The organism is Paenibacillus sinensis (assembly GCF_019904155.1).
Lineage (GTDB): Bacteria > Bacillota > Bacilli > Paenibacillales > Paenibacillaceae > Paenibacillus_AQ > Paenibacillus_AQ sinensis.
The window spans coordinates 1-15,025 of the sequence record NZ_JAHCMB010000190.1 but is presented as its reverse complement, the minus strand read 5'-3'; the positions used below and the strand labels follow the sequence as shown (position 1 = coordinate 15,025).

At 53.1% G+C, this 15,025-nt stretch carries 13 protein-coding genes and 1 rRNA gene; 6 read left to right on the top strand and 8 right to left on the bottom strand.

All coding sequences use genetic code 11. From position 1 onward, the window contains the following. Positions 1-216 precede the first annotated feature (216 nt). Complete coding sequence (locus KIH86_RS22505) at positions 217-1,173, bottom strand: helix-turn-helix transcriptional regulator (RefSeq protein WP_223083619.1); 957 nt, start codon at positions 1,171-1,173, stop codon at positions 217-219. A 128-nt stretch (positions 1,174-1,301) separates the two neighbouring features. Here KIH86_RS22505 and KIH86_RS22500 point away from each other — a divergent pair, with 128 nt between their 5' ends. The 3 genes from KIH86_RS22500 (at position 1,302) to KIH86_RS22490 (ending at position 4,961) form a co-directional block, all read left to right on the top strand. Beyond that, positions 1,302-2,258 (top strand): Gfo/Idh/MocA family protein, encoded by a 957-nt coding sequence (locus KIH86_RS22500; RefSeq protein ID WP_223083618.1) that lies wholly within the window; start codon positions 1,302-1,304, stop codon positions 2,256-2,258. Between the two features lie 244 nt (positions 2,259-2,502). Continuing rightward, positions 2,503-4,236 (top strand): phosphomethylpyrimidine synthase ThiC, encoded by a 1,734-nt coding sequence (thiC, locus tag KIH86_RS22495; protein ID WP_235775549.1) that lies wholly within the window; start codon positions 2,503-2,505, stop codon positions 4,234-4,236. A 215-nt stretch (positions 4,237-4,451) separates the two neighbouring features. Continuing rightward, positions 4,452-4,961 (top strand): cupin domain-containing protein, encoded by a 510-nt coding sequence (locus tag KIH86_RS22490; RefSeq protein ID WP_223083617.1) that lies wholly within the window; start codon positions 4,452-4,454, stop codon positions 4,959-4,961. Here the strand turns inward: KIH86_RS22490 and KIH86_RS22485 are convergent. Further along, positions 4,958-6,742: an ABC transporter substrate-binding protein gene (locus KIH86_RS22485; protein WP_223083616.1), complete on the bottom strand. Its 1,785-nt coding sequence runs from the start codon at positions 6,740-6,742 to the stop codon at positions 4,958-4,960. The genes KIH86_RS22490 and KIH86_RS22485 overlap by 4 nt on opposite strands. A 130-nt stretch (positions 6,743-6,872) precedes the next feature. Here KIH86_RS22485 and KIH86_RS22480 point away from each other — a divergent pair, with 130 nt between their 5' ends. Beyond that, complete coding sequence (locus tag KIH86_RS22480) at positions 6,873-8,123, top strand: MDR family MFS transporter (RefSeq protein WP_223083615.1); 1,251 nt, start codon at positions 6,873-6,875, stop codon at positions 8,121-8,123. A gap of 385 nt (positions 8,124-8,508) precedes the next feature. Here the strand turns inward: KIH86_RS22480 and KIH86_RS22475 are convergent, their stop codons facing one another. Further along, positions 8,509-8,904: a winged helix-turn-helix transcriptional regulator gene (locus tag KIH86_RS22475; protein WP_223083614.1), complete on the bottom strand. Its 396-nt coding sequence runs from the start codon at positions 8,902-8,904 to the stop codon at positions 8,509-8,511. Positions 8,905-9,044: 140 nt separating this feature from the next. Here KIH86_RS22475 and KIH86_RS22470 point away from each other — a divergent pair, with 140 nt between their 5' ends. Both KIH86_RS22470 and KIH86_RS22465 read left to right on the top strand, forming a co-directional pair. Continuing rightward, the gene (locus KIH86_RS22470) at positions 9,045-10,292 is read left to right on the top strand and encodes an MFS transporter (RefSeq protein WP_223083613.1); all 1,248 of its coding nucleotides are present in this window, start codon (positions 9,045-9,047) and stop codon (positions 10,290-10,292) included. Positions 10,293-10,323: 31 nt separating this feature from the next. Continuing rightward, a complete protein-coding gene (locus KIH86_RS22465; RefSeq protein WP_223083612.1) occupies positions 10,324-11,166 on the top strand; it encodes an aldo/keto reductase in 843 nt (280 codons plus the stop codon). 284 nt (positions 11,167-11,450) lie between these two features. Here the strand turns inward: KIH86_RS22465 and KIH86_RS22460 are convergent, their stop codons facing one another. From KIH86_RS22460 to rrf, 5 genes are all read right to left on the bottom strand, one after another. Further along, on the bottom strand, positions 11,451-12,587 hold the full coding sequence (locus KIH86_RS22460) for an AbrB family transcriptional regulator (RefSeq protein ID WP_223083611.1): 1,137 nt from the start codon (positions 12,585-12,587) through the stop codon (positions 11,451-11,453). Positions 12,588-12,612: 25 nt separating this feature from the next. Beyond that, on the bottom strand, positions 12,613-13,257 hold the full coding sequence (locus tag KIH86_RS22455; protein ID WP_223083610.1) for an MBL fold metallo-hydrolase: 645 nt from the start codon (positions 13,255-13,257) through the stop codon (positions 12,613-12,615). A gap of 98 nt (positions 13,258-13,355) precedes the next feature. Further along, positions 13,356-13,772: an Rrf2 family transcriptional regulator gene (locus KIH86_RS22450; RefSeq protein ID WP_223083609.1), complete on the bottom strand. Its 417-nt coding sequence runs from the start codon at positions 13,770-13,772 to the stop codon at positions 13,356-13,358. 82 nt (positions 13,773-13,854) lie between these two features. Next, positions 13,855-14,337: a flavodoxin domain-containing protein gene (locus KIH86_RS22445; RefSeq protein WP_223083608.1), complete on the bottom strand. Its 483-nt coding sequence runs from the start codon at positions 14,335-14,337 to the stop codon at positions 13,855-13,857. 158 nt (positions 14,338-14,495) lie between these two features. After that, positions 14,496-14,612: ribosomal RNA gene (gene rrf / locus KIH86_RS22440) — 5S ribosomal RNA — on the bottom strand. Between the last annotated feature and the right edge of the window lie 413 nt (positions 14,613-15,025).

The window sequence follows — 15,025 nt, the reverse complement described above, 5'->3', positions numbered from 1 at the left end:
AAAGGCCGGGTAATTCCCGGCCTCGGCCACCCGGCCATCTTCGCGCGACAGCCCACTCTACGTCCCGGATCGCCCATGAGACAAGCCCGTATTCCGGTGAACGATTAGCACACATGCAGCAAAAGAACGCCCGGCAGAGCATTCTCTCCCGGACGTTCTATTTTTTCATAGAGGGGGGATATTGCGTTGTACGTCATGTTGCCTACACCAGTTAAATTATACATATAGGCTATGTATGGCCTCCAGCTTCTTCCTGACATATGTCCGTATCTCTCCGGGCTCCATTACTTCCGCTACTCCGATCAAGGGCAGCAGTTCGCGGCAGGCGGCCTCATAGCCGTACAAATTCACTGTAGCCCATATTTCTCCGTCACGCCGATCGAGCTTCAGTATATCTAGATTGCCTGTCAGAAGCGGGACGGGATCATCCAGCCTGAGAACAACCGGATAATGTTCCTCATCCCGGCGAAGCTGTTTGAAGCCCTCCTCCTTTTCCTTCCAGAAGGCTTCCAGCCTGAAATCCGGCGGGATTTCAAACTCTTCCTCCACTAGCTCCGCTTGCTCTACGCGCTCACACCTGAAGATTCTCAGATCCTGCGCGGTCTCGCAGTAAGCCGCCAAATACCAGTCCCCCTGCTTGACAACGAGTCCATAGGGACGGACTATCCGAACCGAGCTGTCACTGCTGTGTTTGCGGTAATGCAGCTTCAGCTTCAACGATTTCCATATGCCGGCACGGATTGTCTCCAGACAGGGCAAGGGCTTCTTCTCGCTCCACCAGGGCGTATCATCGAACCAGAACCTGGATTTCGCCTTGTGCAGATCGGGCTGGTAGGATTCGGGAAGTGTTTTTTCCAGCTTGAGCAGCGCAGCCTGAAGTCTCTGCCCCGATTCACTTCCTCCCCCGGAGCGGATGCCGAGGCCGGTCAGGTACAGCTGGATGATATCGTCGTTATGTATCGTTTTGAGATCGAGGGTATACCCCGGCATCAGTGCCAGTCCGCCCCCCGGCCCTGAAGTGCTTATGATGGGAACGCCCGCTTCGCTAAGGGTATCCACGTCCCGGTAAATGGAGCGTACCGACGTTTCCAGAGCCTCGGCAAGCTCTCTCGCCTTGATTCGGCCCCTCGATTCTAGCAGAAGCAGGATCGCTATAAGCCGATGCAGTCTCAATCAGATCTCCTCCTTCATTCCGCAGCACGGCTAAAAATTGGCACTACAGATGCTTCCATTGCTGCCAGGCTGTTGTCAACAATCGAAGTATATCATGGAATCATTAACAATGAGGGAGTGTTCAGCGGATGAAAATTGGAGTTCTGGGAACAGGATTCGGCGCATATCATGCCAAGCTGCTCAAGCAAATGGACGGAGTGGATGGTGTAACTGTCTTTGGCCGAAACAATGAGAAGTTGAAAAAAATGGAAGCGGAGCTTGAGGTCGATGTCACCACTGATCTGGACCGGGTGCTGCGCGATCCATCTATAGACATTATCGATATATGCCTTCCCACCGCACTGCATTCCGAAATTGCAGTGAGAGCAATGTCGCATGGCAAACAGGTATTCTGTGAAACCCCCGTCAGCCTTACACCGGAAGAAGCGGAACAAATGCTGGAAGCGGAAGTCAAATATGGCCGGAAGGTGCTGGTCAACCGCTTCATCCTGTTTGATCCTGCCTATGCGTATTTGCGGGAGTGCGCACTCCGAAGCACGTATGGACGATTGCTGTCCTTATCGTTATATAGAGAGACAGCTCCCCTGTGGGGGGACCTCAGTCTATCCAGGCTGCCGCTTCAACTGATGATCCACGAGCTGGATCTAGCCGCTTCCCTGGCATCGGAACCCGCTCTCGAATACGCATGGGGCACAGAGTACCCGAATCCCGGCGAGTCTCTGGTGAATGCAGTCATCGGATTCGGCAGCGCTTCTCCGCGCATTACGGTTATGGCTTCCTCCGGTATGCCGTCCCATTACCCCTTCACAGTAGGCTTCGAGGCTTATTTCGAATCCGCCAAGCTCGTCTACCGCGAGAACTGCGACAACGGCGAATCCTCGCTTCTGGCTTTTAAGCCGGAAGGCGAGCAGAAGATTGAGCTGCGCGCTGTCGACCCGTACGCCGAGAGCCTGAAGCATGCGATTCAGGTGCTGGGCGAGGTGAGCGGCGCTGCGTCAACTATTAGTGATTCTCCGCTATCCTTAAGGGGTGCTGCCGAGTCCCTGAGGCTCGCGCATGGGATAACCGGACAAATTAATCGTTAGCATCTTGCGCATCCGTGAGATTTGGGTTAATCTGTAAACGGACAACATCATAGTACACGGGAGCTTGGAACCGGCCAGGCTGAGAGGATGACCGCATGTCGTCGACCGTAATACCTGATCTGGGTAATGCCAGCGGAGGAATCGTTACAGGCTTTGTATGTACAAAGACCGCTTCTTTCGGGATGCGGTCTTTTTGGCGTACGGGCTCCTCTGCGCTTCACTAACCATGAGGAGGAATCGTAGAATGGCCAGTCACAAGGTGTATGTGGAAGGTTCCCGTGAGGACATCCGGGTGCCGATGAGAGAAATTGCGCTCAGCCGTACGGAGAGCGTGGAAGGAACGGTGGATAATCCGCCGGTCCGGGTCTATGACACAAGCGGACCGTCAGGAGGCGAACCCTCGCCAGCCGACATCCGTCAGGGACTTCCGCCGCTTCGGAGAAACTGGATACTGGAGCGGAACGATGTGGAGGAATACGCGGCCAGGCCGGTTAAACCGGAGGACAACGGACTGCGTGCAAAAGAAGCAGCGCTGGATACCGGAATAATCTATCCGGGCCTTAAGCGAGAACCGCTGCGAGCGAAGATCGGCGGCAATGTGACGCAGATGCACTACGCCCGGCAGGGAATCGTCACGCCGGAAATGGAGTTCATCGCCATCCGCGAGAACCTCGATCCCCTCTTTGTCCGCGACGAAGTGGCGGCCGGGCGGGCGATCATCCCCGGCAATATCAATCATCCGGAATGCGAGCCGATGATTATCGGCCGGAATTTCCTCGTGAAGATCAATGCCAACATCGGCAACTCGGCTGTCAGCTCCTCCATCGAAGAGGAGGTCGAGAAGATGACGTGGGCGACCCGCTGGGGAGCCGATACCGTGATGGACCTGTCCACCGGCCGGCATATTCATACGACCCGGGAATGGGTCATCCGCAATTCCCCGGTTCCTGTTGGCACCGTGCCGCTCTACCAGGCGCTTGAAAAGGTAGGCGGCCAGGCGCAGGATCTGACCTGGGAGCTGTACCGCGATACCTTGATCGAGCAGGCGGAACAGGGTGTGGACTACTTCACGATCCACGCGGGCGTACTGCTGCGCTATGTCCCCCTGACCGCCGGGCGCGTCACCGGCATCGTCTCGCGCGGCGGCTCCATTATGGCCGCCTGGTGCCTGGCGCATCACGAAGAGAATTTCCTCTACACGCATTTTGAGGAAATCTGCGAGATCATGAAGGCGTACGATATCGCCTTCTCGCTCGGCGACGGCCTCCGTCCCGGTTCGATCGCCGACGCCAACGACGAAGCGCAATTCGCCGAGCTGGATACGCTCGGCGAGCTTACCGAAATCGCCTGGAGACATGATGTCCAGGTGATGATCGAAGGCCCCGGCCATGTGCCGATGCACAAGATCAAAGAGAACGTCGACCGCCAGATGGAGGTGTGCAGGGAAGCCCCCTTCTATACCCTGGGACCGCTCACGACGGATATTGCGCCGGGTTATGATCATATAACATCGGCCATCGGAGCGGCCATGATCGGCTGGTTCGGCACAGCCATGCTCTGCTACGTGACGCCTAAGGAGCATCTGGGTCTTCCGGACAAGAACGATGTCCGTGAAGGCGTCATCGCCTACAAAATCGCGGCGCACGCCGCCGATTTGGCCAAAGGCCATCCCGGCGCGCAGCAGCGGGATGACGCCCTCTCCAAGGCGAGGTTTGAATTCCGCTGGAGAGACCAGTTCGCGCTCTCGCTCGATCCGGAACGGGCCGCTGAGTACCATGACGAGACGCTCCCCGCCGAAGGGGCTAAGGCAGCACACTTCTGTTCCATGTGCGGGCCGAAATTTTGCAGCATGCGGATTACGCAGGATATCCGGGCCTACGCCAAGGCGAATAATCTGGAAAATGCCGAAGCGATCGAACAAGGCATGAAGGAGAAATCCGCCGAGTTCGCCAAAGCCGACCACAGCATTTACAGCTGAATCCTTTAAAGGCGGACATATCAGCAAATATTGGCAAATAAGCCCTAATGCTCTCCTTCAGTCAACATGTTCAGCCCCAGCTTAACCGATAATTTCAAGGCTCTTCCGATAGATCAGGATGGATCGGGAGAGCCTTTTTCACGCCGGATATTGGGCCAAAATGGTACAATAATACATAAGACCAGCATTCATCCAATCTGTAAGGAGTGAGTACAGTGGCATCTATTTTTCATACAAATGAGCTGTCGTTCAACAAGAGATCTGCGCCTCTGCCGGAGTTCGCTTTTTCAAGCACCGACGATTTGTGGAAGTCCGTCAAGGCCTCCCGGCTCGATTTTGATGTCCGCCGGCTGGAGCCGGGCATATTTTCGTACCCGTACCATTTCCACCGCAATGCCGAGGAAATGTTCGTTATCCTCTCCGGACGGGCCTTGCTTCGCGCGCCGGAAGGCATTACGGAGGTGAAGGAAGGCGATATCCTGTTCTTTGAAGCGGGACCTGGCGGAGCACATCAGCTGTACAACCATACGGACCAGCCCTGCACCTATCTCGATCTGTCCACCCTGAACGGTCTCGACATCGCCGAATATCCCGATTCAGGCAAAATCAATATCCTGCCCGATCAGGACATTTATCATCTCGGCGAAAAGTCCGATTATTACGATGGCGAGGAACGGGTACGCGAGATCTGGAGATCGCTGGGCTACCCTGCCTCAACCGATTAAGTCTCCTTGACCCCCGTATTTTTAACCCAAAGCCTGGAGATATCGAGAAACCCGAACGAACCGGTATGCCTGCCGAGCAGGCTGTCGCTGAGCTTCGCTTTTTTGTTGAGATGACAAGTATACAGCAGCCAGAGATTCTCCCGGACAAGGGATTCGGCTTCCCGAATCCGATTGAATCGCTCCTGTGTGTTCAACTGAAAAACGTTCTCCAGAGCTTGATTTAGTGCTTTCTTCGCCGCCGGATCAAGCATTTGCCGCAGAGATTTTTGGTCATTTTTGTAAAAGTTCAGCATTCCCCATTCCCAGTCGTCCTCCAGCACCTCTTCGGCCAGCATCAGATCGGCGTCCACCATATCCATCCGTGAATCCCTGCTGCTGAGCGGCACCAAGACCAGATTGAGTCCGATCGACCGGGCACGGGCGCGCAGCCATTCGGCCTCCTCCATCTCTTCCTTTTTCATTGTATAAGCGAATGTCACTGGCTCTCCAGCATACTCCGCCTGCATCAGCAGCTCTTTCGCTGTCTGCAGGCTCCCCTCCGGGATGTCCCGCTCCCGGCTGATCTCGGGCAGAAGGCTGTCCGCCGGCTTATACCTGCTGCCTCCAAGCTCGCGGATAACGGCCTCCCTGTCGTACAAGTGCCGCAGCGCCTGCCGGACCTCGATCCGGTGATGAACGCCCTCTCTCCCAAAATTAATCATGATATACCGACAACCGGAGGCTGGATAATCGATGCTGCTGTTATACTGTTTCCAGGACATCAGCTCTTGGACAGGACTCTCCTCCCCTGCAACTTCGTAGCGGCGGTCACTGCCTGCATGCTCCAGGAAAAACCAGATTTCCACGCGATCCAGAAGCGGTCGGATGCCATAATAGCTATCAAAAGCGGTCAAGACAAGTACGTCCTCGTTCATCTCGCTCACCCGAAAGGGTCCGGTGCCGACAGGGATTTCCGACAGTCCGACATCATGGGGAAGGATGGACATATACAAACAGGCTGCGGTGTGCAGAAAGAAACGGTTCGGTTTTTCCAGGCAAAAACTAACCGTATAATCGCCTGCGGTTCTTACCTCCTTCAACTCCCGGAACTGCCATAGCGAAGGGCTGTCTAGCTGTAATAAACGCTCCAGTGTATACTTCACATCCTTAGCTGTCAGCTGTCCGTCATGATGAAACCTTACCCCTTTCCGCAAATAGAAGTTCCAGACCGTATAATCCGCATTATGCTCCCAGGTATGCGACAGTCCCGGTGAGAAACGGTCCTCCGCTGCATTGTAGACCACCAGAGTGCTGCATACCTGACCAATGATATAAGCTTCAAAAGCCGTATATACAAAGGCCGGGTCCAACCGCTCAAGCACCCTTCCTCTCATCATGCGCAGCACATCCTTGCCGGACGATGAGGCTGGAGCGCTGCGGAAGCCCATATGCCTGGTCAGCTCGGTCATCAGCCGGTCCCGAAGCAGATTGCCAGCCGCAGACGTCCGGATCAGCTCAATAGCCTCCTTGATCTTCCCCTTGCTGAGTAGGTCCCGGAAGCTCTCTTCCACCATATCATCCGTACTCCGATAAAAGGTCAGGGAAGACAAGTGCCCTCTTCCTCTTCCGGGCTTCCATGCGATTAGCTCCTGATCCTCCAGCTTCCGCAGAATAAATTTCACGTTGCGCGGTGTACAGCACAGCAGCTCAGACAGCTGTTCAATTGTAACCTGAACCGGGATTCCAGGGCTTTCCGGATTATTAAGCGCCTTCGCCAGCCTGAAGTAATGAGACTGTTCCATCTCTCTCTCCTCCTTATAAAAGGTGAAAACATTTCGTGTAAGATTTCACTTTTCCTTCCCCTTTTTAATATTAAAATTATATACTATACAACATGTCTGTTGACAATACCGCACTTGTAAGGAGAACATAATGAAACTGAAACTAAGGCAAGTTCATCCGCTGGCATGGACCATCATTATCGGAACCATGTTCGGCAGACTGGTTACCTCGATGAGTATCCCGTTTCTGTCCATCTATCTGACCCGAGTGCTTGGCGCGACTCCGACCCAGACCGGGATAACAATTGCCGCGAGTTCTCTGGCGGGCGTCTCCATTTCCTTCTATGGCGGCTATATCTCGGACATCATCGGACGCCAGAAAGTGATGCTGATCTCGATCTTCTGCTGGGCCGCCGTGTTCGTCGGCTTCGCAATGGCCGGACATTTATGGGTATTTCTGCTGGTCAATACGCTGAACGGCCTATGCCGCTCCGTGTTTGAGCCGACCTCGCGGGCTCTGCTGTCGGACATTACACCAAGCAGCCAGAAGCTGCTCGTCTTCAATCTCAGGTACGCAGCCGTCAATCTCGGCGTCGTCTTTGGGCCAATCATCGGTCTGCGGCTTGGCTCCGCCCAGTCGACCTTTCCGTTTCTGATCGCAGCGGCCGTGTATATCCTATATGGACTCGTGCTCATCATGCAGTTCTCGGTTCACGGCGGACAGCTTCCTTCCCGCTCGGCAGCTCAAAGCCCACGGCTCCGTGAAGCGCTGTCGGTAACCGGGCGCGACCGTGTCTTCTTGCCGATACTTATTGGTACGACTTTCTGTGTACTGGGATACGGTCACTTCAGCTCTACGCTCGCACAGTATCTGGCACTGAATACGCATTTTGCGAACGGCGGACAAGCCTTCTCCTATATGCTCTCACTAAATGCCGTCACCGTGCTCGTCGTCCAGTTTCCGATCGTTCGGACGTTTCGGAATTTCCCGCCTGTTATCCCGCTAATATTCGGCAACTTGTGCGTGTCGGCATCAATGCTCGTATTTGGTTCCGCAAACGGACTGCCGCTGCTGATGTTCGGCGTCGTACTTTTTACGATCGGGGAAGTTTTGCTCTTTACCATGATGGATATGCTCATCGACCGGGTTGCGAAGCCGGAATGGAAGGGAACCTACTTCGGCACGATCGGCTTCAACGGCATCGGCAGCGTCATCGCCCCGATCCTTGGAGGAATCCTGATCGATTTCTGGGGCGCGGATCACGGGCTTGCTATTTTCTTTCCGCTTGCTTTGACAACGGCTGCCGGTCTCCCGTTTCTCTTCACCGCGCATCGCCGCCTTACAGCAAGGGAGAGCGCTGCGGCCGCTCCTGTAGTTATAGAGAAGGAGAACGCAGTGTAGCAGTTTGTTTCGGGACGCCTCGGCGTCCTTTTTACATGTAAGCATTGGCTGCTTGTTGCTGAAAGGGATGGATTGGAGAGAATGATGCGAGAAGAGAGATGATTTTTAGATTCTATTGTGAATTTTTCATATGTTGAAATACGATCATTAATGAAGTGTTGGTATGAACCGACTCATTTTATGATCAGCCGATGATTCATTTGAGGTTTGTTTCGAGGATGATTGAACGGCTAACTTTAAGGATATTCTTAACAGTGGTTTACATAACATTTATTATGTTTGGTTATTGGGTTTGTCCCACTCACCTGCTCTATCCACGCAAGAGAGGCCACCCTCAGGGCGACCTCTCTTCGTTCTGTTATTCCTTTCAACCGTTCAGATATCTTCACATCACCGGCTCACCGCTGAACTTCTTCTCCGTATGGTTCAGGATATTGTCTTCAAGCACAGCGAACTTATCGCCATACTCGTTGATGATATGTCTCTCTCCCCAGGCACAAAGCGAGTCCAGAATCGGCTGAAGGCTCCAGCCGTATTCGCTGAGCTCATACTCCACTTTCGGCGGAACCTGGTTGTAGACGATCCGGTTCACAATGCCGTCGTCCTCCAGCTCTCGAAGCTGCTGGGTCAGCATCTTCTGTGTAATTGACGGCATTTGGCGTTTCAAATCGCTTGTGCGCATCTTTCCATGTGTAAGGTGACATAGGATCACGCACTTCCACTTACCCCCGATAATCTCAAGGGTTGCTTCCACGGGAATATTATATTTTTTCACGGCCATACGGCACGCCTCCATCTCTTCGGGATTTATAGGTACTTTTTAGTGCCTATGGTACTTTGAAGTACGTACTATTCAAAATTCACGGTTGCGTACATAATAACACATACCGGCCGGAGAATACCAGATAGGAGTGAGAATCCATGAAAGAGACAGCGAACCGCAATAGACTGGCACTGCTAGCGCTGGCCATCAGCGCGTTTGCCATCGGCACTACCGAATTTATCAGTGTGGGGCTGCTGCCCCTGATCGCTGAAGATTTTCATATATCCATTACCTTAACCGGATTAACCGTTACCTTATACGCACTCGGAGTAACCTTTGGGGCGCCTGTGCTTACCTCCCTTACGTCGGGAATTCCCCGTAAAATCTTGCTCCTCGGAATCATGATCGTCTTTGTGCTCGGCAATTCGGTCGCCGCTCTGTCCGGCGGAATCGCGATGCTGCTGATCGCGCGGGTTATTAGCGCCCTCTCGCACGGCGTCTTCATGTCTATCGGCTCTACGATTGCCGCTGATCTCGTGCCTGAAGACCGGCGGGCCAGCGCGATTGCCCTCATGTTCTCAGGCTTAACCGTCGCCACGATTACTGGCGTTCCGCTCGGCACCTTTATTGGCCAACAGTTCGGTTGGCGGGCTGCTTTTGCCGCTATTGTGCTGATCGGCATCATCGCGTTCATCGCCAATCTGATTCTTGTGCCCGCCAAGCTGAGAGGCGGCGTAAAGACTCCTGTGCGTGAACAAGTTAAATTGGTTACGAACGGTCCTTTGCTGCTCGCTTTTCTGATTACGGCGCTTGGCTATGGAGGAACCTTCGTCGTGTTCACCTACCTGTCGCCCCTGCTCCACGAGATTACCGGCTTCGCTACCTCGTCGGTTGCCCTGATTCTGCTGCTGTATGGCGTTGCGATTGCCATCGGCAATGTGATCGGCGGTCGCGCCGCCAACCGGAACCCGCTTACGGCCCTGCTTCGGATGTTCATTCTGCAGGCCGTCGTGCTGCTGATTCTTACCTTTACCGCACCATTTAAGGTTCCGGCCCTAATCACTATTTTCGGAATGGGACTGTTAGGCTTTATGAGTGTATCCGGTCTGCAGATCCATGTCGTTACACTGGCCGAACGCTACGTGCCCAAGGCTGTTGATGTGGCCTCTGCGGTTAACATTTCCGCGTTCAACGCGGGTATTGCACTGGGCGCTTTTCTCGGCGGCATTGTCGCCGATTCGCTCGGACTGATCCATACGGCATGGATCGGAGCTCTGATGGTAGTTGGCGCTGTCCTGCTTAACGTGTGGGCGCTTGCTCTGGAGAAGAAGGACCGGACCACAAGTCATGCGGCTGCCGGTTATGAGACGCCTGATCTAACATGTGCCGATTCCGCGCAATCCTAATTTAACTTTACTAACACAGGAGGATGAAACAATGATCACTAATATTCACAGCACAACGACGCTGCATAACGGAATTGAGATGCCTCGGATGGGACTGGGCGTTTTTCAAGTGGAGGAAGGCCGCGAACTGATCGAAGCCGTGAAGTCGGCAATCAAAAACGGATACCGGAGCATTGATACCGCTGCTGTATATGCGAATGAATCCGGCGTGGGTCAGGGCATTCGCGAAGCGCTTGAGGCAGGCGGGCTGTCCCGTGAGGATCTGTTCGTCACCTCCAAAGTATGGAATGCCGATCTGGGATATGAGGAGACGCTATCGGCTTATGACGCAAGTCTGGAACGGCTCGGCTTAGAGTACCTCGATTTGTACTTGATTCACTGGCCTGTGGCCGGGAAGTATAAGGATGCCTGGCGCGCGCTGGAGAAGCTGTACCGTGAGGGTCGCGTCCGGGCGATCGGGGTGAGCAATTTCCAGGTTTACCATCTGGAGGATCTGCTGGCGGATGCTGAAGTGAAACCTATGGTTAACCAGGTCGAATTCCATCCTTACTTGACGCAAACGGAGCTCCTGCGCTACACAAGGGAGCAGTGCATTCAGTTGGAGGCCTGGGCGCCTCTCATGCAAGGCGGATTGCTGGAACAGCCGGTTCTGAAAGAAATCGCCAGTGCGTACGGCAAAACCGTGCCCCAAATTATTCTGCGCTGGGACCTTCAGCATGGCGTCATTACTATTCCTAAATCGACGAAGGAGCATCGCATTGCCGAGAATGCCTCCGTGTTCGATTTTGAACTGAGCCTCGAGGATATGGCACGAATCGACGCGCTTAACCAGGACCTTCGTGTCGGTCCCGACCCGGATAACTTTGATTTTTGATTGTTGTAGAGTCTGCAGAGAGCTTAACATAACAGACAAGACGCGTCTTAGTGACCTTTTGGTGACTAAGGGCGTCTTGCTCATTTGCTTATAGTTCTTTGCAAGGAGTCTATTCTGAATTTTTCATATGGTGAAATTGATCATTCGTCTTTTTCGTGTAACCGCAAAGTGAACAAGAATCAAGGCATGGAGAATCGATGACCACATAGAATCAATGACGCACAGAAAGCATGTCACCCTCCATTAGTTTACATAATATATATTATGACCACTTGTCGTTCGCTTCATTTTGCTTCGCGCCGGATCTTCCGCTCCCGCTGCGCGCTTATTCTGTCCACCCGCTTAAAGAAAATCCGCAGAATCGGAGGAACAGCCAGGAAGATAAAGAACGTCCGAAACACCTGATAGCCCGCAACCATGGACAAATCAGCGTTCACTTCATGCGCGATCAGACTCATTTGATCCATGCCGCCCGGGGCAAGGCTGAGCAATGCGGTTGCATGAGACGCTCCGGCTCTTGATGTTAGCAGCGTGCTTAATCCCCAAGCCCCGGCGATCAGCAATACACTGCTTCCAAGCGCCAACGCAAGGGTCCGCACTTTATGCTCCAGGCTGGCAGGTTTGAGCAGAAGTCCGACATAAGTTCCGATCGTCAGCTGCGCCGCAGCCAGAAGTACCTGCGGAAGTGCCGGACCGGATAATCCGCATAGCTGCAAAATCGCAGTTGCGATAGCGGGTCCAAGCAGGTATGGAGTCGGAAACTTGATCTTCGCTCCCAGAATCGCTGCTGCAATGCTTACCGGGATGAACAGCAAAATATTAGGATACAGCCCCGACCAGGCGGCCTGAGCCGCTGCCCTCGTCACATCCGCTGCCGAAGAGCCGCCGCTGACTCCGCCAAGTGGCCCGAAGACCAGGATGGGCACCGTTATGATAATCATCATCAGACGGATAACCTGGGTTACGGTCACAATTGTAATATCGATGCCTTTCGTCTCCTCCGCCAAAACAATCATCTGCGTAAGACCGCCGGGAATGCTTCCAAGCAGCATCGTCCTATAATCGATTCCGGAGATTTTGGCAACAGCTGCCGCAATGAGCGCGCACCACAAGATCAGCATGGGAGTCATGAACAGCATACTTGGAAGTCCTCGTGACATCTCTTTTAGCGCCGGGGCGGTCATGGCCAGTCCAATTGTGTAACCGACGACGATCATCCCCGCGTTTCTGGGCAGAGATGGCCATGCATAGCATCCTTTTGCAACATTTGAACCGATCAATGACGCAAGCATAGGCCCCAGAAGCCACGGCAGCGGAAGCTTGAAGACTTGAAAAATCAGGCCGCCCAGCACAGCGGTAACCAGCGTAATTCCGTACCTTGCCTTGGGGTTCAGCAGTCTCCCCGCACTTTCCTTCTCCATTTCCATTCCAGCTTTCTATCTCTGTTTAGTACTCCATTAGAACAATTCCCTGATAGTCAGTCACATTCTCTTTCGTGAAATTCAACTCTTGCACGCGATGCACCGGCAGTCCGGAATCTTGGATAAAAGGCTCTACTCTGTGAAAAAGCACTTTGCCAGCAAACCCAAGCGCTTCAGTCCTGTAATGCATAGGTATGGCTATCTGTGGCTTGATTAGTCGAACGGTTTCCGCCCCATGTGCCCCGTCCAACGTCCGCGTGCCTCCAACCGGCACAAACAAAACATCGATTTTACCAATTTGCTCAAGTTGTTCGGCCGTTGGAAGATGACCAAGATCGCCGAGATGGCACAGCCGCAACCCGTCTATTTCAAAGACAAACACAGTGTTCTCTCCCCGCTTCTTCCCTCCAACATTGTCGTGAAAGGTTGAAATGCCGTATATGACAGCATGCTCCAGCTCATATTGTCTAGGCTCATTGACAAGCACATAGCCTCCTTCAACAACCTGGACATGATTATGATCGCGGTGATCATGCGTTACGGCAACAATATCCGCTTGAAGCGACGGCATGCGGTAGCCCAGAAATTTACCATACGGATCAATCAGCACCTTGCCTCCGGACTCCGATGTTAACAGAAACGACGAGTGGCCATACCATTTGACAATCATTCTATTCTCCCTTTCTTTGCCGAGTCACTTGTTTCATCTGCTTGTCACATTAATGTGCAAAGAATAGCACCATTTATCCTGAAAAAAATCGGCTTCTGTCAATAAGGGACCTCCATCTCCACCATATCCGCCAACGTATATGACTCCAGAACCCGCGTGACCTGAACCTGGATATCCGACATGATTTTATCGAATGAGCCGCGTACCCGGCTTCCGAACAAGCTGTTGCCTGTCGTCTCCAGCATCCCGTCCCACAACGGTTCTTCTTCATGGACGGAATGGTATACCTCGGCCAAGGTAATGGAGGAAGGCTGTTTCGCCAGACGATAACCACCGCCTCTGCCTTGCTTCACTTCAATAATCCCGGCCTCGGTCAAGCGTGCCATAATCTTTCGAAGCGCCGTCGGTTCGCAGGAAATCCTATCGGCCATCTCGATGCTCGACACCCACTTTCTGTACGTAGCCAGCAGGATCAGGGCCTGGAGACCATACCCGAATCGTTTGACTTGAGCCATCCGAATTCCCAGCTCCCTGCTTCGTATTTAATGTGCAAATCTTAGCACATTATTCGGTGTTCCACAATCTGTAATCGATGTTCTACCCATTATGAAGCTCCGATGCAAACTGCTTGATACGTTCTTCGAACAGTCCGCCGCTTTCTCCACTCTTGCCGCTGACAACTCGCAGGACCAGCTTTTCTGCCCACGACAGTTCTCTTGGAGTAATCCTGTCGCCGAGTACCGCACATGCCGATGCACGATTCACAAGTTCCTTGGGAAAGGCTTGTTCAAGCTCTGTCTGCGCTTTATCCCCGCCTGCTGCGGCACAGATGTACAGTCCGATTGTTTTTGCCGAAAGCACCTGCTGTTTCTCGCGGTTCATATAGGCCGTCAGCTGCTTTTGAACTTGCCCGTAATAGATGGAGCCTCCCAAAACCACCAGATCAAATCGACGTAAATCGGAAGGTGTTGCCACCATCAGATTGACCATTTCCGTTCCAGGCCCCAGCTCTTTCTGTAGAGCTTTGGCCACTTCTTCGGCGCATCCATGCTTGGATGTGTATAAAATAATAGCGTTCATTTGACCGCTTCCTTTCCATGATCTGCTTGCCTGTTTTAAACGTTGTTAATATTTTGATCACTGTTCAGTATATGGGGTTATGGAATTTCGGGCAGTGATGATTTTTACTATTAATAAAGCACAAAAAACCACTGCTGATATTCAGCAGTGGTTCATGTGCTTGGCAGCTTCCTACTCTCCCAGGACCCTTCGGTCCAAGTACCATCGGCGCTGGAGGGCTTAACGGTCGTGTTCGGGATGGGTACGCGTGGAACCCCTCCGCCATCGCCACCAAACGGGTTTTTTCCGGTCTCCTTACTTCCCAGAATCACTTCAGGAAAATAACCGACTACAGAAAAGACATGCAGCTTAGGTTCAGGTTTCAGCATCGCCAAATGCTGAAAGCAATTCGTCGCCTCAATCAGCCGCGTGGACTGGTGAAGCTTGAGTCTTGCTCNTGGATCGAAACGAAAATTTGCGTCTTAGCCCTTACTCGGTGTCTCGGGGTCCCCGAAAAGTACTCGGTGTACTCTTCGAAGCCTCCGCTTCACTTTTTGAGGTATGCTTATGGGTCCCCCGCAAAGTACTCGGAATCAGCTTCGTCAGCGTCTTCTTCACTTTGTAGGGAGATTTTTGGATAAGCCCTCGACCGATTAGTACTGGTCAGCTCCATGCATTGCTGCACTTCCACCCCCAGCCTATCAACCTC

Excerpts from the sequence above, each read along its gene's own strand:
- KIH86_RS22500 (WP_223083618.1), top strand. The coding sequence starts at position 1,302 with ATGAAAATTGGAGTTCTGGGAACAGGATTCGGCGCATATCATGCCAAG.
- thiC (WP_235775549.1), top strand. The coding sequence starts at position 2,503 with ATGGCCAGTCACAAGGTGTATGTGGAAGGTTCCCGTGAGGACATCCGG.
- KIH86_RS22455 (WP_223083610.1), bottom strand. The coding sequence starts at position 13,257 with ATGATTGTCAAATGGTATGGCCACTCGTCGTTTCTGTTAACATCGGAG.
- KIH86_RS22470 (WP_223083613.1), top strand. The coding sequence starts at position 9,045 with ATGAAAGAGACAGCGAACCGCAATAGACTGGCACTGCTAGCGCTGGCC.
- KIH86_RS22450 (WP_223083609.1), bottom strand. The coding sequence starts at position 13,772 with ATGGCTCAAGTCAAACGATTCGGGTATGGTCTCCAGGCCCTGATCCTG.
- KIH86_RS22465 (WP_223083612.1), top strand. The coding sequence starts at position 10,324 with ATGATCACTAATATTCACAGCACAACGACGCTGCATAACGGAATTGAG.
- KIH86_RS22485 (WP_223083616.1), bottom strand. The coding sequence starts at position 6,742 with ATGGAACAGTCTCATTACTTCAGGCTGGCGAAGGCGCTTAATAATCCG.
- KIH86_RS22480 (WP_223083615.1), top strand. The coding sequence starts at position 6,873 with ATGAAACTGAAACTAAGGCAAGTTCATCCGCTGGCATGGACCATCATT.
- KIH86_RS22475 (WP_223083614.1), bottom strand. The coding sequence starts at position 8,904 with ATGGCCGTGAAAAAATATAATATTCCCGTGGAAGCAACCCTTGAGATT.
- KIH86_RS22460 (WP_223083611.1), bottom strand. The coding sequence starts at position 12,587 with ATGGAGAAGGAAAGTGCGGGGAGACTGCTGAACCCCAAGGCAAGGTAC.
- KIH86_RS22445 (WP_223083608.1), bottom strand. The coding sequence starts at position 14,337 with ATGAACGCTATTATTTTATACACATCCAAGCATGGATGCGCCGAAGAA.